This window comes from Ferrimonas sp. YFM, from assembly GCF_030296015.1.
In the GTDB taxonomy this organism is placed as follows: domain Bacteria; phylum Pseudomonadota; class Gammaproteobacteria; order Enterobacterales; family Shewanellaceae; genus Ferrimonas.
In genome coordinates this window covers 1,814,477-1,839,518 of sequence record NZ_AP027368.1, presented here as the reverse complement: position 1 = coordinate 1,839,518, position 25,042 = coordinate 1,814,477, and the positions used below count along the sequence as shown (strand labels likewise).

At 58.4% G+C, this 25,042-nt stretch carries 16 protein-coding genes and 1 riboswitch; of the genes, 7 read left to right on the top strand and 9 right to left on the bottom strand.

The annotated features are described in order from the left end of the window. Positions 1-13: 13 nt before the first annotated feature. On the bottom strand, positions 14-487 hold the full coding sequence (locus QUE41_RS08615) for a group I truncated hemoglobin (protein WP_286342467.1): 474 nt from the start codon (positions 485-487) through the stop codon (positions 14-16). Between the two features lie 462 nt (positions 488-949). Between QUE41_RS08615 and QUE41_RS08610 the strand changes: the two genes are divergently transcribed. Continuing rightward, the gene (locus QUE41_RS08610; RefSeq protein WP_286342466.1) at positions 950-2,683 is read left to right on the top strand and encodes an ABC-F family ATP-binding cassette domain-containing protein; all 1,734 of its coding nucleotides are present in this window, start codon (positions 950-952) and stop codon (positions 2,681-2,683) included. A 274-nt stretch (positions 2,684-2,957) separates the two neighbouring features. Here QUE41_RS08610 and QUE41_RS08605 read toward each other — a convergent pair whose 3' ends face one another. The 7 genes from QUE41_RS08605 to QUE41_RS08575 all read right to left on the bottom strand — a co-directional run bounded on the left by QUE41_RS08605 (position 2,958) and on the right by QUE41_RS08575 (position 12,045). Continuing rightward, positions 2,958-3,683, bottom strand: coding sequence for a tyrosine-protein phosphatase (locus tag QUE41_RS08605; RefSeq protein WP_286342465.1), 726 nt, complete (start codon positions 3,681-3,683; stop codon positions 2,958-2,960). After that, the gene (locus QUE41_RS08600; RefSeq protein ID WP_286342464.1) at positions 3,680-5,914 is read right to left on the bottom strand and encodes a GumC family protein; all 2,235 of its coding nucleotides are present in this window, start codon (positions 5,912-5,914) and stop codon (positions 3,680-3,682) included. The genes QUE41_RS08605 and QUE41_RS08600 overlap by 4 nt, the downstream gene beginning before the upstream one ends. A gap of 11 nt (positions 5,915-5,925) precedes the next feature. After that, positions 5,926-6,474 carry a polysaccharide biosynthesis/export family protein gene (locus QUE41_RS08595; protein WP_286342463.1) on the bottom strand — a complete coding sequence of 183 codons (549 nt, stop codon included), beginning with the start codon at positions 6,472-6,474 and terminating at the stop codon, positions 5,926-5,928. Continuing rightward, a complete protein-coding gene (locus tag QUE41_RS08590) occupies positions 6,431-7,624 on the bottom strand; it encodes an outer membrane beta-barrel protein (protein ID WP_286342462.1) in 1,194 nt (397 codons plus the stop codon). Before QUE41_RS08590 ends, QUE41_RS08595 begins: the two co-directional genes overlap by 44 nt. Before the next feature lie 16 nt (positions 7,625-7,640). Beyond that, the gene (locus QUE41_RS08585; RefSeq protein WP_286342461.1) at positions 7,641-9,005 is read right to left on the bottom strand and encodes an undecaprenyl-phosphate glucose phosphotransferase; all 1,365 of its coding nucleotides are present in this window, start codon (positions 9,003-9,005) and stop codon (positions 7,641-7,643) included. A gap of 247 nt (positions 9,006-9,252) precedes the next feature. After that, positions 9,253-10,641, bottom strand: a complete 1,389-nt coding sequence (locus tag QUE41_RS08580; protein WP_286342460.1) for a phosphohexomutase domain-containing protein — start codon at positions 10,639-10,641, stop codon at positions 9,253-9,255. A gap of 3 nt (positions 10,642-10,644) precedes the next feature. Then, positions 10,645-12,045, bottom strand: coding sequence for a mannose-1-phosphate guanylyltransferase/mannose-6-phosphate isomerase (locus QUE41_RS08575; RefSeq protein ID WP_286342459.1), 1,401 nt, complete (start codon positions 12,043-12,045; stop codon positions 10,645-10,647). Positions 12,046-12,240: 195 nt separating this feature from the next. Here QUE41_RS08575 and QUE41_RS08570 point away from each other — a divergent pair, with 195 nt between their 5' ends. Genes QUE41_RS08570 through QUE41_RS08550 form a run of 5 tightly spaced genes read left to right on the top strand, consistent with a single transcriptional unit; the run spans position 12,241 to position 18,733 of the window. Then, the gene (locus QUE41_RS08570) at positions 12,241-13,494 is read left to right on the top strand and encodes a lipopolysaccharide biosynthesis protein (protein WP_286342458.1); all 1,254 of its coding nucleotides are present in this window, start codon (positions 12,241-12,243) and stop codon (positions 13,492-13,494) included. Beyond that, on the top strand, positions 13,484-14,800 hold the full coding sequence (locus QUE41_RS08565) for an O-antigen ligase family protein (protein WP_286342457.1): 1,317 nt from the start codon (positions 13,484-13,486) through the stop codon (positions 14,798-14,800). The genes QUE41_RS08570 and QUE41_RS08565 overlap by 11 nt, the downstream gene beginning before the upstream one ends. Beyond that, complete coding sequence (locus QUE41_RS08560; RefSeq protein ID WP_286342456.1) at positions 14,797-15,699, top strand: glycosyltransferase family 2 protein; 903 nt, start codon at positions 14,797-14,799, stop codon at positions 15,697-15,699. Before QUE41_RS08565 ends, QUE41_RS08560 begins: the two co-directional genes overlap by 4 nt. A gap of 8 nt (positions 15,700-15,707) precedes the next feature. Further along, entirely contained in the window at positions 15,708-17,537 is a 1,830-nt protein-coding gene (locus QUE41_RS08555; protein ID WP_286342455.1) for a WecB/TagA/CpsF family glycosyltransferase, read from the top strand. Next, positions 17,534-18,733: a glycosyltransferase gene (locus QUE41_RS08550; RefSeq protein WP_286342454.1), complete on the top strand. Its 1,200-nt coding sequence runs from the start codon at positions 17,534-17,536 to the stop codon at positions 18,731-18,733. The genes QUE41_RS08555 and QUE41_RS08550 overlap by 4 nt, the downstream gene beginning before the upstream one ends. Positions 18,734-18,773: 40 nt before the next feature. On the opposite strand, the gene QUE41_RS08545 is transcribed toward QUE41_RS08550, so the two are convergent. Then, on the bottom strand, positions 18,774-20,333 hold the full coding sequence (locus QUE41_RS08545) for an HAD family hydrolase (protein WP_286342453.1): 1,560 nt from the start codon (positions 20,331-20,333) through the stop codon (positions 18,774-18,776). Between the two features lie 399 nt (positions 20,334-20,732). Beyond that, positions 20,733-20,817: riboswitch (cyclic di-GMP riboswitch) on the top strand. Positions 20,818-21,223: 406 nt separating this feature from the next. Here QUE41_RS08545 and QUE41_RS08540 point away from each other — a divergent pair. Next, on the top strand, positions 21,224-24,991 hold the full coding sequence (locus QUE41_RS08540; protein WP_286342452.1) for a hypothetical protein: 3,768 nt from the start codon (positions 21,224-21,226) through the stop codon (positions 24,989-24,991). Positions 24,992-25,042: the final 51 nt, after the last annotated feature.

The window sequence follows — 25,042 nt, the reverse complement described above, 5'->3', positions numbered from 1 at the left end:
CCCCCCAGAACCATTACTTCGCTGAGGCGACTATGTCGGCCTTGGTGGAGTCCATAATAGCCATTAGCTCATCGACCTCCTGCTGGGGCACCTGGTGTTTTGCCAGAATCTGATCGAACACCTCAATCATCCTCTGCCACTCCGCCTCCTGAATACTCAGATGTGCATGAGCCTGATACATATCTCGGCCATGGTACTGACAGGGGCCACCGGTCGCCTGACACATCATGGCGGTGACATGATACTTAAGATAAGAAGCAGGGACAGCGGTGCGGGCCGCGTCGATGGCCGGGTTGCTGTTCAGTATCGGGTCGGGCATCAAGGCGTCGATAAAGTCGCTGACCACCACCGAGATGGGGGCCAGACCACCCAGGCGGTCATACAGAGAGGGAGCTTCAGCCCGGGCGGTCACTGAGCTGAGGCTTAACAGCAGAAACGCAGCCATTACTCTGGCCAGGAGTTTAAGTTGGTTCAGTGTCTCGACCATAATGCAGTCCTCTTCAGTAAACACTGCGAACAGGGTCGGCATAAAAGCTTAGCGTGCCAGCCCTATACTGCCACCAAAGGGGACAAAGACATTGTAAGTTGATATGAAGAGCATCGGTTGTGCCTGCTACTACTCGGCGACAGGTCCACCGCCGCAGGTTAACTCTTCGCATAAAGCAGTGCCCCACTACTAGGTAAGCGGATTGCCCGAATCGCCGCTTGCCGATAGACTGAACGTTCCATTCACCAACAAAGGAGCCCCAAGATGAAAAACGGCGAAATCGCTTTTGCCTATTTCTTTGGTAATCCAAACGCTCAAGACCGTTTTATCGCGCTGCGATAACCGAGCTTGAGCGAAATCCAGATAAACCACCAATAGAGCATTTCCCTCTAGCTAGTTCGGTTGTTGTCAGCATTGTGTTTGACGACAGGCACAGAAGTGTCTGCAAATCGAGAACTAGTAATGACCACTCTTTTAACCACTCACTCTCTTACGCTTCGCCCAGACAACCATAGCTTGCTGGATGCGGCCAACATCACCCTAAAGCAGGGCGACCGCATCGGCCTTATTGGCTTTAACGGCTGCGGCAAAAGTTCCCTGTTGTCCGTTTTAGCCACCCACAACCAACCGGCAGCCGGTATCGTCACCCAAGCCAATGGCTGCGTCATTGCCTACGTCGAGCAGCGATTGCCATGCAGGTTCAATGAGATGCCACTGACTGAAGTTCTGCTTGATCAGTTGCCGCAGAGTCAACGTGAAGAACACCTGTGGCTGGCCGAAAGTCACCTGGCCAGTGTTGGGTTCAATGCCTCGCAGTACCAACAGTACGTCAGCAGCCTAAGCGGCGGTGAACACACTCGCCTGATGCTGGCGCGCGCATTGATGCAAGAACCCGATCTCATGCTGTTGGATGAGCCCAGCAATCACCTGGATCTGCCTACCACCCTTTGGCTGGAGCAGTTCTTACAGAACTGGAAAGGCAGCTTCGTGTTGGTTTCCCACGACCGGCGATTACTGGACTCTGTCACCAATTGCAGTTGGATCATGCAGGACAGGCAATTGCACCAGTTCCAGTTGCCCTGCACTGAAGCTCTGAGCGAGTTTAAGCAGCAGGCGGTTGCCGCCGAGAAGACTCGCCTCAGCCAAGAGCGCGAGATCGCGCGGATTGAAGCCAGTGCCACTCAGAAAGCTCAGTGGGGCAAGGTGTACGACAATGAGGACTTTGCCCGCAAGGCAAAGCACATGTTTAGACGCGCCGAGCGCATTAAACAGGAGTTAACCGATAAACCGCAGACAGCGCCCTGGTCCATTGAGCTGCAAACCCAGCCGTTGGCGGCTGACCGACTGATTGAACTGACCGAGTTCAACGTGGTGATACCGACTACGGAAACGCTTTTGTATCAGGTCGACAACCTGAGGGTGAAAAGCGGCGATCGCATCGCCATCGTTGGCGCCAATGGCTGTGGCAAGACCACTTTGCTGCAACAGCTGTGGCGCCAACACCAGTTGGGCATCGACAGCCCAGCGCTGACCATTCACCCCCGCTGCGTCATCGGCTTTTATGACCAAGAGCAACGGCAGCTTGATGATGACGATACCTTGCTGACCGCCATCGGTCGCAATGTCGATTTGCCGAGCGAGCCCCTGAAGATGGCCCTGATCAGGGCAGGTTTTGATTACGGCAGTCACTCGAAGACGGTGGCCAGACTCAGTGGCGGCGAACGCGCTCGCCTGCTGCTGGCTGGCCTAAACCTGGGGCACCATCCACTGTTGCTGCTCGATGAGCCCACCAACCACCTGGACCTGGATGGCAAAGCTCAGCTTGCAACCGTGCTGAGTCACAACCAAGGGGCCATCGTCATGGTCAGCCACGATCGGGACTTTATCGAAAGCTGCTGCAACCGCTTCTGGCTTATCGACGGTCAGGAGCTTATCGAGATAAACGATCCCGAACAGGCCTACCAGCGGCTGCAGTCAGTCTCGCAAAGGGAGAGTTCTGCTAGTACACCATCGCCTGCTGATAGCAGCGAACCAAAACCAGCATTGGATGACGAGGCTTTGCTGCAAAGACTGTGTCAGCTGGAGCAACTGCTGGCTGACGATCTTGCCCGTAAGGCCAAGCATCAGAAGCCGTCAAAACAGCAGCAATGGCAAAGCCAGATCCGCCAGCTGACTGAGCAGCTGGGGCTTGGGTAATCAACACAGACTAGGAGTGTCTTTGTGATAGTGAACCTGGCGACCGCATCGGATAAGGAGGACCTCAAGCCAAAGAGTTCTATCGACAGAGTCAGTGCCTGATGCCACACGCTGTTGGTACACCACTGGGGGCTTAACTTCAATGCTGGGCCCCCGGTCTTAAACTAATGCTGGTATCACTGGCCCTGCGTCACTCTCCAGAGCTACACTTCACCGAAATACTGACACCCTAGCAACCACCACTCGAGCGCCTGATGAACAATCATTCAAGGTGCTAGAATCTCGACGCCACCAATGACCAAGGGCGGTCATGAGTCAAAGCGGTCGTCAACTCGCCGCCCACCTCTTCGGTAAGCAAACTAAGGACGTGCTCCACCCGGGTAGAGCGTTTATCGATGCGGTGGGCATCGCTGGCCAGATAATAGAACGCGTCTTTCCTCAGCAGTTCCCAGGCAACGCGCTTAATGTCCTCGCCGAAGCTGCCGCCCAGGGCGCTGAGAGTGCCCTGCAACCAGGCGCCGGTGCCCTTAAGGGTCATTGCCAAAGTGGGGTGGGCGATAACATCCCGATTGCGCTCGGGGTGGGCCACCACAGGCTGAACACCCTGCCCAATTAGCCATCGCAGCAGTTGCTCTGTGCCAGCAGGCACATGACTGTAGGGCATCTCCAGCAGCAGCACAGGCTTGCCATTGGGCGTTGTCCCCAACTTCGGCAATGCCTTCCAGGCGTTTCCCAGCAGCAGTTCCGGCGCCATGCGCACCTCCGCCCCCAGGGCGATGTTGAGAGGGATACCCCGTTCCCTGAGGGTGCGCTTAAAGTTCTGGTAGTGGGGTGTCAACGACTCCAGGGTATTGGGGTAGTGGCGCAGATGGATGTGCGGCGTCAGCACCGAATGGGTAATGCCCTGCTCCACCGCCAGCTTGGCCAGGGCCAGGGCCTCGTCCATGTCCCGGGCGCCATCATCAACACCGGGCAGCAGATGGCAATGAAGGTCAATCATGACGCGGTGCCCGTTCCGTAGTAGCTCTGATAGCGCTTATAGGTGGCCAGGTCCTTGGGCACCCCGTTGAGCACCACGCCATCCACCCTGGCGTGGGCGGCAAACAGCCTGCCGAGGGACTTGGAGATCAGCTCCCGGCGCGCCTTACCGCATTTCACCACATACACCACGGAATCGACCCGCCGCGAGATCACCAGAGCATCACTGACCACATCTACAGGTGCGGTGTCCACCAGAATCCGGTCATAGTGCCCTTTGAGACGCTCCAGCAGATTGTTGAACCCCTGCGAGGCGATAAGCTCCAGAGGCGTCGACACCCGGGTGCCGGCGACCATCACATCCAACTGGGTATCCGGCACCGTATAGATGCAATCATTGAGCTTATGGGTGCCGCTGAGCAGGTTGGAGAGCCCGGGCTGGTAGTTGGGCAGCTTCAGCATCTCCCCCACCACCGGCTTTCTCAGGTCCGCTTCAATCAGCAAGACCCGCTCCAGCTGAGACAGGGCCAGAGACAAATTGTAGGAGCTGGTGGTTTTCCCCTCCCCGGGGACCGTCGAGGTCACGCAAAGGGTCTTGGCCCCATCTTCCACGTGGGTCAGCAAGTAACCGGTTCGAACCGTTCGCCATGCCTCGGAGAAGCTGTGGGCATCCTTGGAGAAGAAGTGATCCGCCTTCAGTCGCTTACGAGTCTTCTGCTCCGGAATCACCCCCAGAAGTTTGGAAGAAAGCTTGCTCTCCACCTGATCGCCCGCGGTGATGGTGTCAGTCAGGGTGTTGTAGATAAGGGCAAAGGCGCAGGCGAACAGGCCGGACATAAAGGCCGCCATCACCACTATCATCTTCTTCTTCGGCTTGGAGGGGTAGAGAGGCGGCTCCGCCCTATCGGTAAATCTGGCGTGGGCAGCGTCAAAATCGGCCACGGCGCCGGTCTCCTTCATCCGGTTGAGGAAGGTTTCATAGATTCTGCGATTGGACTCCACTTCACGCTGCAACTCGCGGTACTCCACCTCCACCCGGCTCTGTTCCTGATACTGGGTCTTGATGCCACCGAGCTGACGTTCCAACGCCGCGGCGGCCGAGGCCAAGGCTTGAAACTCCTGTTCAATCCCTCGCACCAGTTGCCGCACCTGGGTACGCATGTTGGAACGCACTTCGGTCAGCTGCGCCTTGGCGGCGATCATCTTGTTGTGTTTGGGACCATAGCGACGGGAAAGTTCGGCCACATTGGCGGCGGCGGTCACCTCGGCCTGCTTCACCTGCTCGATAAGGGGATGGCCACTGATCTCAGCCAGCCCCTCCAGGCTGTCGATGTCATTCACCCCTTTCTGGCGCACCAGGTTGAGCAGCGAGCGTGCCTCTTCCCGTTTCTGGCGGGCGATGGCCAGTTGCTCCGTCAGCTCATTGATCTCCTTGGAAGCGGTGCCCACGGCTCCATCCAGCTCCAGTAGTCCCTCTCTTTCCCGGAATGCCTGAAGCTTCTCCTCGGAGTTTCGCAACCCCACCAGCAGCTCATCCAAGCGGGCACTGAGCCACTCAGAAGCCTTGCGGGTTACCGCCAGCTTGGCCTCCAGGTGATTTTCGATGTAGACCTCGCCCATGGTATTGGAGACCAGCGCCGCCAGTTGGGGGCTGTGAGCGAAAAAGCCGATGTCGACCAGCTGGGTCTGGGGCACCGGGGAGACCGACAGACGCTGGGAAAACTCATTGAGCAGCAGCACTTTTCGGGTCGCCAGTTTCTTGGCTTCATCAACCGGGTCCGGGGTGAGATCTATGGGCAACCAGGCGAACCAGCCGCGCACCACCTCCATGGGGTCCTGGTTGGGGGCGGTGGGCACATAACTGAGAATCTTCTCCTGCCAGGCGGGCCGCTCCGGAACGATGAACTCCGGATGGCGCACCAGTTCCAGACGATCCATCACCCGCTCTGCCAGTTGCCGGCTCTTGATGATCTCAAACTGGGTCTGCAGATACTCCTGCCGGGAGGAGTCCAGGCCATACACATCTTCGATGGATACCGCCTTGGCCTGCTCAGACTCAATGAGCAGCCTGGACTTGGCCTTGTACATGGGCTCGACATTCAGCAGCACGGCAACGGCGATGGCGGTGACCAGCATTGAAAACAGGATGATGCGGCCCTTGAAGCGCCACAACACCCTAAAGTACTGAGTCAGGTCAACATCCCGCTCTGCGGCGAAGTTGTCCTTTTCCATCTGAATGGCCATGTTGGACATCGGCTCTCCCTTCAAAAGAAGCTGTCTTTGATGAGAACGGAATCATCGGGATAGACCGAGGTGGACATGGAGACTTTGATGCTCCTCTCGCTGCCTCCCACCACTCGATTGATGGTCATATCCTTGGTGGACGCCCGCTCGGTCAACCCACCGGCCAGGGCCACCGCACGCTCCACGGTCAGGCCAGGCTGATAGGGGTAGCCGCCCGGGGCTTTGACTTCACCGTAGATGTAGAACGGTCGGTACTCCAGAATGCTAACGTGGACACTGGGGTTGATCAGGTAGTCCCCCTTGAGGCCGCCGACGATGCGGCTCTCCAGTTGAGCGACTGTCATCCCCTTGACCTTGATAACGCCTAGGTAGGGGTAGTTGATCACCCCGGACTCCCCCAGGCGGGTCTGCAGGGTCAGGTCATCCTCTCCATACACATGGATGGAGATGGTGTCGCCAGAACTCAGCTGGTAGTCGCCAGCGGCGGCCGCCACCGGCAGGCTGAGCATCAGCGCAAACAGCGCGCTACAGAGACAGGCGCACAGTTGCCAGGAACAGATTCTTGTCATAGTTGAGCCTATCGATGTTGGAGCTCTGATCCGCATAGCGGTATTCGAACTCGGTGGAGATCCAGCGCTTCCATACCAAAGTGGCCCCTAGCGTGGCTTCCCACAGCTCATCATCTCGGTTGATGCCGGTGAAGCTCTCATCCAGATAGCGGATGGACGCCAGAGTCGACAGACGGCTGCGCCATTCATGTTTCCAGCGCACAGCCAGGCTGTTCTCCTCTACGTAGTCACCCAGGGTATCCGGGTCTTTGGCACGGCTGCCCCCTTCCAGGGTAAAGGTGGAGTAGGTTCTGGGCTTCCAGTCCAGGGCGGCACTCCAGGCAAAGCCGTCAAAGTCCTCCCGGCTGCTGGAATCAAAGCTGCGGTCTTCGAAACCCAGTTTGATGGTGCCCGATGTCTTGCTGGTGGCATCCCAGCGCAAACCCGCCAGATACTTCTGATCGAAACTGTCTCTGGAGGCCTCGCCAATGGCGTTGCGGTCGTAGGTCTTGTCCTCACCCACCCATTCCGCCAGCAGTGACGTTCTCTGGCTCAGGCGCCAGTAGACCGTGGCCCGACCCATGACACTGTCGTAATCACGGAACTGGGAGATGGTTTCCAGATTGGTGTAATCCTTGTCGTAGTAACCCAGCTCCAGGTCCATATTGAACTTGGCCGATGGCACACCAAATCCGTAAATCACCCCGACGTCATGAACGTCGAACTCCGCCACTTCGTTGAAGTTCTGGCCAAAGCCTTCGGTGATGCCCAGGCCCCTGGCCTCATGATTGCGGTAATAGGCATAGTTGAAGTCCAGCCTGTGGCGGCGGGTAAACTCATGGTGAACATCAATCTTGAACCTGTGGTCGGTGTAGTCATCTTCACTGCTGTCTTCATAATTGGCGTCGGTGAGCAGGTAGCTGATCTGATAGCTCCTCACATCATTACCCGCATGAATCAGGAACTCAGGGCTCAACTCCCAGAACCAGCTGTCGATGGCACCTGTGTTGGAGTGGGTGGTGTTGTCGTCGTATCCCAGCCCGATTCCGACCTGAGGCATGAAGTTCCAGCCTCCCCCCATCTCCATATCGGCGGGTTGATAGTCGTTCCCCAAAGCGCTGAAGGGCAGAACCGCCGCAACAGCAACCAGCATAGGCCTGAGCGTTGTCATAATCGTTTTCCTTTCCTTAGTAAGCATTAGAGCCGGTAAAACCCTGAAACACGGTCCGTATGACTATCTTGATGTCCAGCCAGACCGACCAATCGCGTATGTAGGCCAGATCGAACTCCAGCCTTTTCTGCATCTTTTCCAGTGTGTCCGTTTCCCCGCGCCAGCCATTGACCTGGGCCCAGCCGGTGATCCCCGGCTTCATGTGATGGCGCAGCATGTAGCCATTGATCAGGGCCCGGTACTGCTCATTATGGGCCACGGCATGAGGCCTGGGGCCCACCACCGACATCTGCCCGCTGAGTACATTGAAGAACTGGGGCAGTTCATCCAGAGAGGTGCGCCGGAGAAAGCCCCCCAACCGCGTAACCCTGGGATCGTTCTTGGTGGCCTGCTTCACCTCGGCGCCATTGTCCATGGTGGTCATGGAGCGAAACTTCCACACCCTGATCTTGCGACCATCCAGGCCATACCTGTGCTGCTTAAACAGCACAGGCCCTGGCGACGTCAGCTTGATGGCGGCGGCGATGAGCACCATCGGCAGGGCCACTATGGCCAGGATCACCGTGGAGAGAATGATGTCCTCCACCCGCTTCACCCAGCTGGCCAGATCGTCCAGGGGCGAGTCATACACGCTCAGGGACTGCACATCCCCCACCTCATACCAGCGGGCATGGAGCAAGTTGTACACGAAGAAATCCGGGATAATGTGCACCGCCGCGGTGCTGTCGCCACACATCATCAGGATCTCGGTGATCCTCTCCTCCGCCCTCATGGGCATGGCGATATAGAGCACGTCCACCGCATTGCTGCGCGCCAGTTTTATCGCCTGATCCACATTGCCTAGCAGTATGGGGGGCCGCTCGCTCTCCTCCTGACCATCGATGCGTTCCGGGTCCCGGTCATCGAAAAAGCCGATCATCCGGATCCCCAGCTGAGGGTTGTCCTCCAGGCTTTTGGCCATGGCCATGCCGGAGCGGGTCAGCCCGATGATGGCCGCGGTCTGGGTATTGAAGCCGCGCCGTCTCAGGGAGAAGATCATCTGGCGGCACAAAATTCGGAACGCGCCAAACACCAGCATCCCTATCACTGCCCAGGCCATCAGAATGGGAAGGTCCATGGACAGCCTGGCGGGCATCAGATAACAGCACCCGAGAACAAATAGCCCCGCCAGCAACCAGGCCGACCAGTTGGTCATCAACAGCTCAATAAGCCGGGTGGACCGCCAAGAGCGATAAAGAGCCAGCGACTCCGCAAAGAAGGAAAATCCAAGGATGGCCAGGATGGAGGTCATCAAAGGATCGCTGAGCTGACGGCCCACGAGCTGCTGAGCCAGAAGCAGGGAGAAAGGCACTATGCCGATATCGACCAGCCGAAAGAGCACGGCGAACCCGTGGAAGCGAGAAAAGCTAAGACTCTTGTGTTGCGGTGATGCTGAATGCATATCCCCGAATTCCGCTTCAAAGTTATCCCGCAGGCTAGACGCCCATCGCTTCAGCTCATCCTTGAGGTACGACTCTTGTTACCCTTTAAAGCGTAGACGAATATTTTCAGTAGAAACCAAGAGATTACAGGTCCATCTCAAGCCTTATATCCGGCGAAGCCGACCCCAGGCCCAACAATTGGGGGCTTCAGGACCTGTCGTTCAGCAGGGCTGAAATCTCTTTTGTCTTGCGCCTCATCAGCTCGGCATTGCCCCGAGACTCCACATTCAGCCTGACCACGGGCTCGGTGTTGGAGCTGCGCAGGTTGAATCGCCACTCCCCCTCCGGCAGCTGGAAGCTCATGCTGATGCCATCGGTTTCATCCAGCTCCTGGGCCCCCTCCCGGTAGAACTGCACCACCCGGTTGATGGACCGGGCCGGAGAGGCCAGCTTAAAGTTGATCTCTCCGGATGAGGGATAGGCGCGGATCTGCTCATCCACCATCTCAGACAGCCCCTGACCGCTGCGGCTCATCAGCTCACACACCAACAACCAGGGGATCATGCCGCTGTCGCAGTAACCAAAATCACGGAAGTAATGATGGGCGCTCATCTCTCCGCCATAGACCGCATCCTCGGCCCGCATCCGCTCCTTGATAAAGGCGTGCCCTGTCTTGGTCTGCACCGGCGTTCCGCCACTTTGCTGGACAACCTGCTGGGTATTCCAGATGAGTCTGGGATCGTGAATGATGCGGGCACCGGGGTGGTGAGACAGGAAGGCCTGGGCCAGGAGGCCAACGATGTAATAACCCTCGATGAAACGTCCCTGCTCATCGAACAGGAAGCAGCGGTCGAAATCGCCGTCCCAGGCGATGCCCATCTGTGCACCATGCTTGAGCACCGCCTCGCTGGTGGCGGCACGGTTTTCCGGCAACAGCGGGTTCGGGATGCCATTGGGGAAGTGGCCATCGGGGTCGTGATGCACCTTGACGAAGGTCACCGGAATCCCTCCCCGCTCAAACACCTCTTCGATGGCGTCCACCACATGACCGGCCGCGCCATTGCCCGCATTCATCACCAGGGTCATGGGCTCAAGGGTGGTGATGTCGATGTAGCTGAGCAGGTGATCGACGTACTCATCCAGGGGGTTGCAGTGCCTCAGGCGCCCCATGCGCGCCGGCTCGACCTCGGGAAAGTCACCGGTTTCCGCCAGTCGCCTCACTTCATTGAGGCCGGTATCACCGGAGATGGGCTTGCTCAGCTCCCGCACCAGCTTCATGCCGTTGTAGTCCATGGGGTTGTGGGACGCGGTCACCTCGATGCCGCCATCGGCCTCCAGGTATCGGGTGGCAAAGTACACCTCTTCGGTGCCCACCATGCCGATGTCCACCACGTCACACCCCTCCTCCATCAGTCCCCTGGCCAGTGCCTGCTTCAGACCGTCGCTGCTCAGACGCATGTCGGCGCCCACCACCACGGTCTGGGCGTTCAGATAGCGGGCAAAGGCCCGGCCGATGCGCCAGGCGATGGTTTCATTGAGCTCCTCGCCCAGCCGGCCGCGGATGTCGTAGGCTTTAAAGCAGGTTAACTTGTCCATAAGTCAGGTCCGTCCGTAGTTGTCCTCAAATCTCACTATGTCGTCTTCGCCCAGGTACGCCCCCGACTGGACCTCAATCAACTCCAGGGGCACCTTGCCCGGATTCTCCAGGGCATGGACCACCCCAACGGGGATGTAGGTCGACTCGTTCTCGGTCACCAGGAAGGTGCGCTCACCGTTGGTCACCTTGGCGGTGCCTCTGACCACCACCCAGTGCTCCGCCCTGTGGTGATGCATCTGCACGCTCAGCTTGGCCCCCGGCTTCACCGTGATGTGCTTCACCTGGTAGCGCTGACCATGATCGATGGAGTCGTAGTTGCCCCAGGGGCGGAACACCTTGCGATGGCAAACCACCTCCTGGCGCTCCCGAGCCTTGAGCTCCTCCACCAGGTGTTTGACCTCCTGGGCCCGGTCACGATGGGCCACCAACACCACATCCTGGGTATCCACCACCACCAGATCCTCGATGCCAACCGCCGCCACCAGGCGATCCTGGCCCTGAATCAGGCAGTTCTCGCAATCGTGGGTCAACACATCCCCTCTCAGGGAGTTGCCCTGCTCATCGTGCGGGCGCACATCCCAGATGGCCGACCAGGCCCCCACATCGTTCCACCCCGCATCCAGTGGCACCATTACTGCGTCCTCGGTGTGCTCCATCACCGCATAATCGATGGAGTCGTCCGGGCAGGCCTCGAAGGGTTCCGACGCCACCCGGATGAAATCCAGATCCTGGCTCAGCTCCTGAGTGGCCTGACGACAGGCGTCGAGAATGGCCGGCCGGTGACGCCCCAGCTCCTTCAGGAAGCGACTGGCCCGAAACAGGAACATGCCGCTGTTCCAGAAGTATTCACCGCTTTTCAGGTAGGCCTCGGCCCGGGCGGTATCCGGCTTTTCCACAAATTCGCTGACGGCGAATCCCTGACCTCGGGCGTCTCCCCGCCGAATGTAGCCATAGCCGGTGTGCGGGGAGTCCGGCACCACGCCGAAGGTCACCAGATTGCCCTCCTCCGCCAGGGGAATGGCCGCCTCCACCGCTTCGGTGAATGCCTCCTGATCCTTGATGACGTGATCCGCCGCCAGCACCAGCAACAAGGGGTCCTCCTGTTGATGGACCAGGGCCGCCAGGGTCAGGGCCGGGGCTGTATTTCGTCCCACAGGCTCCAGCAGTATCCGGCCCAGAAGGTCGATGCCTCTCAGCTGCTCGGCAACGATAAACCTGTGCTCCTCGTTGCAGATCACCGTCGGCGGCGACACTTTTACGTCGGAGAGCCGCAACAAGGTCTCCTGCAACATAGAGTGCTCGCCGGCCAGAGGAAGAAATTGTTTGGGAAACAGAGTCCGGGAAAGGGGCCAGAGTCGGGTCCCGGCGCCACCGGCCAGTACCACGGGAAGAAGAGTCGCCATAGTGCCTGCTCCATTGCTGATTTGTGCGCCAACACATACAGGCGCCGTAGCTCCATGGGCTAAAGGATAGCAGTGGTTCGCCAAGGCGCCCGGCAAGTAGCAGAAAGAGCGCAGGAAATTGAATCTGGGTCTAAGCTGAAAATCAGACGCTTGCACAGGCTGATTAGGACGGGTGGGAATGCAACTGGAGGCAGGGTGAAAACCAAGGTGGTGGTGTCGGCCATAGACCAAGGGTTGTTGAGCGCCTTCAATTTCGGACTCAACCTGGCTCTGATTAAGTTCTGGACTCCGGCTCTGTTTGGCGTCTACTCCATTCTGTTTACCCTGAGTTTTGTGTTTATCAGCTTTCAGAATGCCCTGATCAACACCCCCTACTCGGTCTTGATTCCGGCCAGAGAAAACCCTGATCCACTGCGGCGCACCCTCTCCTGGAGTAACATCCTCTTCCTCATCGCCCTGGCGGTGTTGTGTACCCTGTTGCAGATGGTGCCTGGACTGAGCCAGCCCTACGCCTCCTCCGCCCTGGTCACCCTGTTCTTTGTGATCCGGCTCTTGCGGGAGTACTTCCGCTGTCGCTGGTCCGCCGAGCTGGAGCTGATGCCGGTCCTTTGGGCCGACCTGGCCTTTGTCAGTCTCTTTACCCTGGGCGCAGGCCTGCTCTGGTGGCAACTGGGCTGGGCCAATGTGTCTCTCGATCAGCTGCTGTGGCTACTCTGCATCAGCCAGTTGCTGAGCCTGGGCTACATGCTCGTCAAAGAGGTGCCCCTGCTTCAACCCATGAACTGGCGGCAACTGGCTTCTCACTATGCGCCCGTCTGGCAACAGTCACGCTGGTCACTGGTGGGGGTGACCACCACTGAGATTCAAAACCGCGGTTACATCTTCGTGGTGGGGTTGCTGTTTGGCTCCACCATGGTGGGTTTTATCCAGGCGGGCCGGGTGTTTTTCGGCCCGCTGAACATCATCACCTCCGCCTGGACCCGGGTCGCCAAGCCCACCCTGGCCCGGCTGAATGCGGAAGGCAAGCAGGATGCCTTTCAGAAGCTGGTGCGTCAGGGACTGATTGGTTTTTTGCTGTTCAACCTGCTGTTCAGCCTGGCGCTGTTCCTGTTTTGGCCACTGCTGGAGGCTCACCTGTTCTCTGACGACTACCAGAATGTTGGCTGGGTCACCATGCAATGGGCCATCGTCACCCTGCTGTTCCATCTGCGCGCCACCGGCAGTGCCGCCATTCAGGCCCAGAACCGGTTTAAACCCCTGGCTAAGGCGACGCTCTGGGGCGCCCTGTTTGCGCTCTCTTCATTGGCATTGATCGGGCTGACCGGCGGCGGTGCCTGGGTGGTGGTGTCGGTGAACATCGGTGAGGCGGTGGCCTTTGGCTATGTTCTAAGGCTGCTGCAAAGGCCGGCACAACAGCCCATCGCCCAAGGAGTGACCAATGATAACTAGAGGGCTGATAAGCTGGTTTGTGGGTCGGGACAGCCGGGTCTTCACCCAGAATAACCTCCTGGCGGTGATGATCATCGCCCTGGTGACCGCCCTCTCCTTCGATGTGCTCACCCCCCAACTGACTGCGGCGGTGGAGCTCGAAGACCTTGAGGTGGGGGCACACTCGGCCAGCACGTCGACGGGAAACCGGTTCAATCAGCTGTTCTGGATCGCCCTGATGGGCGTTTCCGTCTACGTCATCGCCCGTCAGCCACAGCGTTTCCAACGGATGCTCTATTCTCAGTGGCCCCTGGTTGTCATCGCCGCTCTGGCGATGTTCAGCGTGCTCTGGGCCCTGGCTCCCGGCATCGCCTTTCGCCGCACTGTGCTGCTGATCTTCGTGATGACCACCATTTTTGTCGGTGTCAGCTATCTCAGGAGTCCCTATCTGCTGCCCCTGGTTGTCTATCGCATGGGCACTCTGGCCCTGGGCCTGAACCTGGTGGCCGTCGGCCTAGGCAGCTTCGACATCGAGGGCTACTTCTACGGCATTCACGGCCATAAAAACGTCATGGGGGCAGTCGCACTCAAGGCGCTGTTTATTGGCATCGCCGTGCGTTTTTTCAATAAGGAGAGCATCAGCCGCTTCTACAACAACCTCTACCTGCTGCTCTGGTTTGGTTTACTGCTGCTGTCTGTCTCCAAGACCTCCATTGGCCTGTTTTTCCTGGTTCCGGGCATGGTGTTCGGCGCTCAGTCCCTGGCCCGCACCTTCAAGCTCAACCTGGGACTGCTGATGTTGGTGATCAGCACCCTGAGTGTGCTCACCGTGTTCGTGCTCCTGGCCTGGAACGACTGGCACATCAAGCAGTTCCTGGCACTGTTCATGTCCGACACCGGGTTCACCGGGCGGGACTATATCTGGGCATTCCTGCTGGAGCAGATCGATAAACGCTGGTTGCTGGGGCACGGCTATGGCTCATTCTGGGGCATAGGGCTGAGCTCACCCAACATCGTCCACGGCCGAGGGTTCCTGACCCTGCTCAACCAGGGACACAACGGCTACCTGGACCTGATGGCCAAGCTGGGCGTCGTAGGTTTGTCGGTCTATCTATTGGTAATCGTTCAGTTTGCTCGCCAGTCCGGTGCCATAAAAGATCAGCACCCGGGACTCTTCATCCTCAGCTGGATCCTACTACTATTAACCCTGCTGCATAACATTACCGAAAGCAGCCTTCTCAGGGGAAGCCACTCCCTTTGGGTGATACAGCTTCTAATGCTGGCTCTTGTAGCCCGGCTCTATATGGACAAGGAGAGAACCCGATGACAGAGACCATCAGTGTCTGCTTGTGCACCTACAAACGCCCCCAGTTGATGGAGACGTTAAGCAGCCTCCAGGAGCAGAAACTGCCGCCGGGTGTGGCCATGGAGATCTCTGTCGCCGATAACGATGCCGACGGGTCCGGCAAGGCGGTGGTGGATGCATTTCGTCGCAGCACCACCTTCCGGGTCCATTATGAGATTCAGCCGGAGAAGAACATCTGTTGTGCCAGAAATACCACGGTGAAAAACGCCAAAGGCGATTGGCTGGCTTTCATCGATGACGATGAGATTGCCGAGCCCAACTGGCTGGCCTCCCTGCTCCAATGCGCACGGGACCACAACGCCGACGTGGTGCTGGGGGCGGTGCACATCGATTACCCCCCTCAAACCCCCAAATGGATTCTCGAGGGCGACTTCTTCAGAAAATACACCCCGCCTACGGGGACCGAAATGAGCGTCGGCTCCACCTGCAACGCCCTGGTCAGCCGCAAGGTGCTGCCGCACCCGGAAACCCCTTTCGATCCCCGCTTTGGCATCACCGGTGGCGGCGACACCGAGTTCTTTAACCGCATGCACCGAAGGGGGGCCCGCATTGTCAGTTGCCGGGAAGCCCTGGTGTCGGAAACCGTCGAAGAGAACCGGCTCAATAAGGACTACCTGATGAGGAAGGCGACCCGCATCGGTGAAACCTACGCGGTGATCTTCTTCTCCGCCCTGCCCCTGCCCGCCCGCGTCTGGCACTGCAGCCGGGCCGCGGCGCAGGCCGGTGTTGCAGGCGCCCTGGCCCTGGCCTGCGGCCCCTTGAGCAGCAAACGCAGTTTTCGTTACCTGATGAAGATGCGCGCCAACTGGGGCAAGGTGCGATTCTTCTTTAACACCCCTCCGGTCCAGATCTACAAGTAGGAGCCAGGATGCGCATACTCCACGTCGTCCGCCAGTTCGCCCCCGCCATTGGCGGCCTGGAGAACTTCGTCAAATGTCTGGTCACCGAACAGCGCCGCCAGGGGCTGGACGCCCGGGTGCTGACGTTAGACCGGGTGTTTCATCAACAGGATGAACCCCTGCCGGACCAGGAACTGGTGGAGGGGATTCCGGTCATCCGCATCCCCTACCGGGGCAGTTACAAGTACCCCTTTGCCCCCTCTGTGTTGAAACATCTGCCAAGCTTCGACCTGATTCACGTGCACGGCGTCGATTTCTTTGCCGATTATCTGGCTCTGACTCGCCGGCGCCACAAGAAACCGATGTTTCTCTCCACGCACGGCGGCTTCTTCCACACCAACTACGCCCGGGCCTTTAAGCAAGCGTACTTTCATACGGTCACCAAGCGTACCCTGACCGCCTACAGCCGGGTGTTTGCCTGCAGCATCAACGATGCCGAGCTGTTTCAGCCTCTGACCCAGGACCGACTGGAACTGGTGGAAAACGGTGTGGAGATTGGCAAATTTGCCGACCTGGGCAGCCATGATCTGCGCCCCCAGCTGTTGTGCCTGGGACGCTTTTCCGACAACAAGCGCATCGACAAACTGCTGTTTGCCATGGAGCAGATGCGCAAACTCCAGCCCCAGGCCAGGCTGCGAATTGTCGGACGAGACTGGGACAACAACCTTGAGCGCCTCAGTCAGTTGATCACCCAGCTGTCTCTGGAGCACAACGTGACCATAGAAACGGATCTTACCGATGAACAGATCCGCCGACACGTCTGCGATTCCAGCTTTATCGTCAGCGCCTCGGAGTATGAGGGATTCGGCCTCACCCTGGTGGAGGGTATGTCTGCGGGCCTCATTCCCCTGGCCTCCCCCATTCCCAGCTTTCGCCGCATCATAGACAGAGCCCAGGTGGGACGGGTGGTGGACTTTGACGATCCCGGCGAAGCGGCGATGGCTATCCACCGCTATATGGAGGAGTGCCGGGAGGACTACACCAGCCGGCGCACCCAGGCGATTCAGGCTGCGGAGCGCTACGCCTGGCCTGGCGTCACCCGCCAGTTTATTCGTGCCTACCGAGAGGAGCTCGAATCACCCAGAGTCATTCAGGGGGTGCAGATGGATGCCCGCTGCGGCGAAGAGGTGATTCAGTTGCTGGATAACGCCGTCGAACACCACGCCCCGCTGAAGATGGCCTACGCCAATGCCCACACCATCAACCTGGCACGGCGGGATCCCGAGTATCAATCCCTGTTGAACCGTTTTCTGGTGGTCAACGATGGCGTGGGCGTGGAGATCGCCAGTCGCTGGAAGTATGGTCGCGGCTTCAATGAGAACCTCAACGGCACCGACTTCACCCCCAGGTACCTGGCCCAGAGTCGCCATCAACTGAAGGTCTTCCTCCTCGGTGCCGATGAGGCCAGTGTGTCGCGCTGTTTCTCCATCTGGCGTGACCGCTATCCCCAGCACCACTGGGTGGGCTATCACCATGGCTTTGCACCTGAAGAGGCCCAGCCCGGGATTTGTGACACCATAAGGCGCAGTGAGGCCGACCTGGTGATCGTGGCCATGGGCAACCCCAGGCAGGAGCGCTGGATAGAACAATACCTCCCCCAGACGGGCGCGTCCCTGGCCATCGGCGTGGGGGCTCTGTTCGACTTTACCGCCGGCAAGGTCCACCGGGCGCCGAACTGGATCCGTACCCTCAGAGCCGAATGGGTCTACCGTTTACTGCAGGAGCCCGGACGCATGTGGCGCCGCTATCTGCTGGGCAACCTGAGCTTCCTGTTTAACGCCTGGGGGGATCAGTCATGACTGGCACACCCGCCCCCCAAGGGGGTGATCGACGCAAGAGAGTGCTTCATCTGGCGGTGGAGTACCCCTCCCTGAACCGGGACACCAACACACCGGCGGTCAGGCACTTCATTCGCGCCAACCCACAGGTGGACTATCGGGTCTTCGCCCTGAGACGCACCGCCAACCCCTTCGCCGTCAACGCCCTTGAAGGAGACGACCAGGGAGACCCACATGTCACCTCAATGAAGTACTGGGGGTTGCCCTACGGCCTGTTGCTGTTCTTCAGCATGACCCTGCTTGCCTGGCGCATCCGCCGCATCTTGCGCCAGGAGGGGCTCAGCTACGACCTGGTCCATGCCCACAAATTTGCCTTCGAAGGGATCGCGGGCTGGTGGCTGGCGCGCTGGCTAAACATCCCCCTGGCGCTGTCGGTAAGGGGAGAAGCAGAGGCCAAGATACTGAAGTATAAGCCTCACTATGACCTGTTTTTCAAACGCCAGCTGAAAGACGCCTCGCGAATCTACTATGTGTCCGCCTGGTTCAAACCCCTGCTCAACGCCAGGTTTGACCTTCCACCGGAGAAGCAAAAACTCCTGCCCAACTTCGTCGCCGAGCGCCACTGGAACACCACCCCGGATTTTCAGGCCAACAGGCTGGCCTCCATCATGGATCTCAACGTGCTCAAGAAGAAGGGGCTGGCCCGCCTGGTTAGAGTGGTGGCCCGACTGGCACCCCGTTATCCCGACCTGGTACTGGAGATCATCGGAGGCGGGACCGAACAAGCCTTCAACGAGGCCAAGCAGATGATCGAAGCCGCTGGCATGGAAGACAGGGTGATCCTCAAGGGGGAGATGGACAACATCAGTCTGCTGTCTGCCCTGCCTCAGTATGGCGGCATGGTGCTGCCCAGCGTCGATGAAACTTTTGGTATGGTGTACGTCGAAGCCCTGCTCAGTGGCGTTCCCATACTGCACTCCGAAGAGACCGGCATAGATGGCTTTCTTGACGATGTGCCCGCCCGGGTGGTCGCCGACCCCTACAGCGATGACTCGGTGGCCGATGCGATGGAGCAGCTGCTGCTAAACCAGCGGGATTACCGTGACTGGCTGCTGGCCCATCAGGAGTTGTTGGCCGAGAAGTTCAGCAGGAAGCAGCACATTGATGGCTACAATCGCGACTTTCAGCTGCTGCCATTGACCAAACTGCCAACCTGACCCAAGTTGCCCAGAGAGCACCACTTGCCCGGGCTCACTATCAGGCTCGCTCGTCCTCCTTGATGCCGGACGATAGCACCCCAGACGCTTCCCTGCCTGCAGGTTTAAGAGGCGCCATCGCCTGTCGGAACCCCCACACATCCTTGGCCGCCCTGGCGACAACATAGAGCAGAATGACCAGGGTGTGCCACTGGGACAACTGCGCCCAGGTCACCGCACCGGCAGCCCAGCAGATCGCCAGCACCAAAAACAGCATCAACCCATTGAACAGGTGCAGCGGCATCCCTTTACGTTCACCGCCAAACCGGTAGGTGACATAGGGAATCCACTTGGACAGGCCGTGGGTAAAGCAGAAGAGTGCCCCAACCAGGGAGGAGCTGAACACGACGAAATACCCCGCCGTCCTGGCCAGTTGCAGCAACAGCATCGGCACCGAACGCCCCCTCTCCCTGATCCGGTTGAACCAATAGAAGGTGGCTCTGACCCCCAAAAGCAACACCATGAAGCTGGCCCAGACGGCGAGCGCAGCTTCCATACCTTGCAGACCCGACACCTGAGGTACCCAGCTTAACTCTTTCGCCAGCCAGGCAGCGGGAAGTGCCAGAATCATGGCACTCATCCAGGCAAACCAGGGGCGAAAGGCACTGCCCAGCCTCAGAAACGCCTCACTGACCTTGGGCTTGGCCTCATACAGCAAACCCAATCTGTCGTTTTCCGCATAGCCAATCTCGTAGGCACTGAAATAGGAGAGCAGAAACAGGAACAGACTGGCACAGGCGAGCAGCGGCTCAGGACTGGATAAACCAAACACCAACACCATGGTCAGGTAGTCATGACCGATGACCGCCCGGGTAAAGTAACTTTCGGTGGGGCGCTTCACCTTCTTGGTGTAAACAAAAGGCAGCATGGGGTCGATACCCGCCCTCACCGGCCTGCTATCGGGCCAGCGACACAGAAGGCCCCTGGTGCTGGCTTCGAGAAGATCCCTGTCCAGCATGCTGTCAGTGACACTCCAGGCCCCCTCAAACGCCTCCTCACCCAGAGACTGTCTGACCCACTGCGCCTTGCCCTGTTGACGAAAATAGACGGCGTTGTGCAGGGTTGAACTCACCAGCAAGGGCCAGGGAACCTTCGCGGCATCCAGCAGGGGTTTGAGTATAAAGTCAAAGCCATAACTCACCAGATAGATGGGCCCCTTGTGGCGCTGCAGCGGCGCCATCAGTTTGTGATTGAGATATTCGGGCCCCAACTGCCTGACTCGGCTGGCCCACATTTTTCTGGACCAGGGAAACAACATGAGCAACGCCTTGACCCGATACAGATCCCGGTAGTGACGGTGCTCGGCGCCGCTGAACCAGCGCCAGGGTTGCAGCAAATCCATCAATTGCAGAAACAGAGCCACCAACAAAGAGGGCTGCACCGAGGCAATGAACTGCTCGGTAGAGTTACTGAGCCACAGGGTATCGTCGACATCAATAAAAAGCGGCGTCCCTTCCGGACAGGCCCTCAAACTGTCGACAAGCTCGTCAGGCGGCACCAGAAAGGGAACCGTTTCGCTCTTTTGCTCACCATCGTTGACTAGCACCTTTGTCTCGCCCACGAAGTCAACTCCCTGTTTCTTTTAACAGCTCTAAGTTTAGGCAGGGTGTGCGGGTCCCTCCACCTTGCGGAGAAAATCGCTCGTCCGGCACGGCCTTCGTTCACAGAGGGCTCACATTTGGGACTCACTCCACACACAAGCGCCACCTAAAATAAATTTTCCCTACTGACAAAGAACCTTTTGCGCATAGTAAATAACAAAATTTTTACCACTCATGGAAGTGTCTGTTTTAAGGTCATATAAACATCACTTTGCGCCATTTTTAACCCAATAATCCAAACATTAGGTTGTTTTCCGATCATCGATTAGGCATTCTACCTTCGCCTTCGGGCATACGCGCCGTTTGCAACCCATAAGGAATGTTACATCCATGTTGCGCCCGGCAGTTGTAACCACGACAGCAGACAAAGGCAAACTCAGCGAAAGCTGAGGACGCAATATCTCCGGTCTAAAGACTTCGGTCCATGATAGCGGGATTACCTCATGTCGATGGTGTACTGTGGACACACAACTCCTTATAAAAATGGAGGTTGTGTCTTGTAGTCGCAGTCCCTCACTGACGTCGCCATTTTGTCTGCCCAGCTAAATTGAGGCTTGTCATTATGGCTCGGCAGTTTTTTTGGGGGAGACCACTTGGACAAGGTGGTGCGCTATCGCATGCCCTTGTTTTTGTTTTCTTTCTATCTATTTTTTTTCCTACGACCGTAAACGCTTCCAACGCCGTTCATTTTAATGGCAATGACGCGTATTCCCAGATTGATGCCTGGCAACCCAGCGGCCCCTACAAGGTTGTCGCCTGGCTGGCCGAACTACACCCAACGTCCAGTAACAGGACGATTCTTCTGAGTTCCTCCTCAACCACCGATTTCCTGTCATTTACCCACAGCAGCGTGCAGGGTAAGTGGGGCAGCGACTATCCAGGCGTTTGGAACAAGCTGGACTTTGCCACTTCTCGCTACCTGGAGATCCAGGTGGACTACGGCAAGCTGACCGCGTCTGACGGCAGCACCACCAGAAGCGTGCGCAATAAGAGCATCCAGCCTGACGCCGTCGCGTTTGACTGGCTTTATCGCCGCGGTTACAGCGATTTTTCCCAAGGTGCGATTCAGGGCCTGGCCCTGATCGATCTTGGCAATGCTGCCAACTCCCGAGCCTACGCCTTTCAACAAGGCAAAGGCCTGGTCGAGGTAGGCGGCAGCGCGTCTTTTGATCCTCTGGTGAACATTGGCACAAGCGACTGGCGCACCGGCCCTCACACCATCAGCAATCCCGCCCCTGACCATTTTGACGATGGCCAATGGAATGCCGCATTTGGCAACGGCGGTGTTGACCCCGTGGAGCCAACCGATCCCGTTGAGCCCACTGATCCCGTGGAGCCAACCGATCCCGTTGAGCCCACTGATCCCGTGGAGCCGACCGATCCTGTTGAGCCCACCGACCCTGTAGAGCCCGCTCCTTCCGGCGAGTCTGCCGCTGCCCGCTTTAACGGTGACAACGCCTACGGTGAGATCGCCACCTGGCAGCCCACCGGTAAGTTCCGTGTCATCGCCTACCTGAGCGAACTGGACCCCGTTGCCGACCAGCGCACCGTCCTGATCAGTGACTCCAAGTCCAAGGAGTTCATCGGCCTGAACCACGGCAGTGTTCAGGGGCAGTGGAACGGCCAGTATCCCGGTATCTGGAACAAATTCAGCTTCAACGCCACCAAGTACCTGGATCTGACCGTCGATTTCGGCAAACTGACCGCCACCGACGGCCAGGTGACACACAGCATCAGCAACAGCGCCATCGATCCCACCAGCGTCAGCTACAACTGGCTGATGCGTCGTGGCAGCAAAGACTTCTCCCTGGCTGGCGTTCAGGCGATCATCCTGATGGACCTGGTCAACCCGCAAAACTCCCGTGCCTATGGCTTTGAGAATGGCCAGGGTCTGGCAGAGGTTGGCGGCAGCAGTGGGGTAAACACCCTCGCCGGCGTACAGACCGGTGACTACTCCGTGGGTACTCACCAGGTAACCAACCCCGACACCAGTGTGTTCAGCGACGCCGAGTGGCAAGCCGTATTCGGTGGTTCTGACACCACTGATCCGGTAGAACCTACGGATCCCGTTGAGCCGACCGACCCGGTTGAACCCACTGATCCGGTTGAACCGACTGATCCGGTTGAGCCCACCGACCCCGTTGAGCCCACGCCTCCTGCAACCACAGGTCAGGCGGTACGCTTCGACGGCGTCAACAACTTCGGTGAGATCGCTTCCTGGCAGCCCAAGGGTAAATTCCGGGTTGTGGCCTGGCTGACCGAGCTGGACAGCGACAGCGGCGCCCGCACCTACCTGCTGAGCAACTCCGGCACTTCAGAGTTCATCGGCTTCACCCACAAAGATGTGCAGGTGAAGTACGGCAGTGACTTCCCCGGAATCTGGGGCAAGTTTGACTTCGCCGGTCAGCGCTACATCGATGTGACCATCGACTACGGTAAGCTGACCGCCAGCGACGGTGTCACCACCGCCTCTGCCAGCAGCACGGCTTTTGATCCAACCGCGGTCTCCTTCGACTGGCTCTACCGCCGCAACGGCACCTACTCCAAGGGTGCTCTGCAGGCCATCAGCCTGATCGATTACGCCGATCCCGCCAATTCTCGCACCTACGCCTTCGATGCCGAGCAAGGCATGGTGGAGCTGGGCGGCAACAACGGTACTGTGCACAACACCAGCAGCTCTGATTACTTCCAGGGCAACCTGACTGTATCCAATCCTGAGCCCACTCACTTTGACCAGACTCAGTGGGATGCGCTCTACCCTGCCGGTGACAGCAACGAGCTTACGGAACCGACTGAGCCAACGGATCCTACCGATCCGACTGACCCAACCGAACCAACGGACCCGACCGAGCCGACGGATCCAACCGAGCCGACGGATCCCACCGAACCGACGGATCCCACCGATCCTCCGGTGACCAACCCAGATGCTGACCTGCTGTTGCCTGCCGACGCCAAGGCAGTGCAGTTCAACGGCAACGGTGCCTACCTGGACCTGCAAACCTGGCAGCCTGGCGGTGAGTACCGAGTGGTTGGCTGGCTGGATCAGCTGGACAGCAACGCCGCGGCTCTGACCTATCTGGTGAGTGGCAATGGCAACTACCTGGCCTTCAGCCACGACAGTGTGGAAGCCAAGTTTGGCAGCTCCACCGTGCGCATCGAGGGTCAGTTCGCCTTCGACCAGACCCGTTACGTGGAGATCAACGTCAAGTCCGGACGTTTGACCGCCTCCGACGGCCAAACCACGGTCTCCACCAACAACGGTGCGGTGTCCACCAACGCCACTTACGATGCCGCTTTCCGTAACGGCAGCAACTACAGCACCGGTGCCCTGCAGGCTCTGGCTCTGATTGACTACAGCAACGACGACAACGTTCGCGGCTACACCTTCAACGCCAGTCAGGGCGTGATCGAAACCAAGAGCAACAGCACCGACGCCAGCTATCTGTCCGGTGTCGGCTCCGGCGACTTCCTGACCATCAGCCAGAACGTGGTTGCTCCCCGTCCTCTGCTGGCCACACAGGCAGAGTGGGACGCTCAGTTCAACAAGGTGTATGGCAATGGCCGTCCCCTGCTGAACACCACCAATGGTAACGATCAGAAGAAGTTTGCCTGGGAAGGCCACTACTGGCTGCGTTCCTACCTGACCATGGCCAAGACCTTCAACGACGACAAGTACCTGGACTACGCCGTTGAACTGATTGACCACATGTTCAACTACACCGACGAGAAGCGCGTTGCCCGTGGCGAGCTGAACCTGGGTAGCCAGCCCTACGACCTGGCTCCCAAGTACTTCCTCAACAACCCTGGCAAACCTGCTCCAGGATGGCGTCGCCCCTACAACGGCTGGCGTATTGAGGTACTGAGTGATGGCCAGATCCTGAATGCCATCACCCGGGTTGCGGACTACATCAAGTCTGAGAACAAGACCCAGTACACCGCCAAGGCGGACCAGTACCTGGCGGAAGCGGCGCGGATCATCCGCAGCCACGACTCCTCCTACAGCACCACCAAAAACAGTGCGATTCAGGGGTCCTACTTCTACGTTAACTACAAAAACAGTGACTATGGCGACTCTGGGCTGTTCTCCAACCCCATGCCCTACAACCACGACATGACCATGGGCATCGCCATGATCTACGTGAACAAGTGGCTGGATGGCGGCGAGCCAGTGATGGAGCAGCGGGTCCGGGAGATCCACGGCTTCTTCAAAGACCATATGCGCTACAACAGTGATGGCACCTGCACCTGGGATTACGCCTTCAACAGCAGCGGTGACAACAAGCTGGAAGACGTAAACCACGCCCACCTGGACGTAGGCTTCATGGTGACCGCCTACAACGAAGGCTATGCCTCCGATGACAGCGACCTGAAGTGTCTGACCAAGACCCTGACCGACAAGGTGTTCATGGCGCCTGGCATGCTGCATTACGACGTCGCCGGCGGCGGCATCAGCAAGCGTTGGGACCAGATCGCCACCGGTTACGACTGGTCTGAGCTGGCCCCTTGGGACGCCCGTGTTACCGAGATCAACAAGCACGTGCTGCGTCAGTATGGTCAGGTCACCTGGTACCGCCCCTACCTGGCCTGGGCCCAGATGCTGCACTGGCAGAACAAGTAATCCCCCACACGCAAAGGCGGCCTTCGGGTCGCCTTTTTTTAATGTCATTTT

Excerpts from the sequence above, each read along its gene's own strand:
- QUE41_RS08615 (WP_286342467.1), bottom strand. The coding sequence starts at position 487 with ATGGTCGAGACACTGAACCAACTTAAACTCCTGGCCAGAGTAATGGCT.
- QUE41_RS08610 (WP_286342466.1), top strand. The coding sequence starts at position 950 with ATGACCACTCTTTTAACCACTCACTCTCTTACGCTTCGCCCAGACAAC.
- QUE41_RS08605 (WP_286342465.1), bottom strand. The coding sequence starts at position 3,683 with ATGATTGACCTTCATTGCCATCTGCTGCCCGGTGTTGATGATGGCGCC.
- QUE41_RS08600 (WP_286342464.1), bottom strand. The coding sequence starts at position 5,914 with ATGTCCAACATGGCCATTCAGATGGAAAAGGACAACTTCGCCGCAGAG.
- QUE41_RS08595 (WP_286342463.1), bottom strand. The coding sequence starts at position 6,474 with ATGACAAGAATCTGTTCCTGGCAACTGTGCGCCTGTCTCTGTAGCGCG.
- QUE41_RS08590 (WP_286342462.1), bottom strand. The coding sequence starts at position 7,624 with ATGACAACGCTCAGGCCTATGCTGGTTGCTGTTGCGGCGGTTCTGCCC.
- QUE41_RS08580 (WP_286342460.1), bottom strand. The coding sequence starts at position 10,641 with ATGGACAAGTTAACCTGCTTTAAAGCCTACGACATCCGCGGCCGGCTG.
- QUE41_RS08575 (WP_286342459.1), bottom strand. The coding sequence starts at position 12,045 with ATGGCGACTCTTCTTCCCGTGGTACTGGCCGGTGGCGCCGGGACCCGA.
- QUE41_RS08565 (WP_286342457.1), top strand. The coding sequence starts at position 13,484 with ATGATAACTAGAGGGCTGATAAGCTGGTTTGTGGGTCGGGACAGCCGG.
- QUE41_RS08560 (WP_286342456.1), top strand. The coding sequence starts at position 14,797 with ATGACAGAGACCATCAGTGTCTGCTTGTGCACCTACAAACGCCCCCAG.
- QUE41_RS08555 (WP_286342455.1), top strand. The coding sequence starts at position 15,708 with ATGCGCATACTCCACGTCGTCCGCCAGTTCGCCCCCGCCATTGGCGGC.
- QUE41_RS08550 (WP_286342454.1), top strand. The coding sequence starts at position 17,534 with ATGACTGGCACACCCGCCCCCCAAGGGGGTGATCGACGCAAGAGAGTG.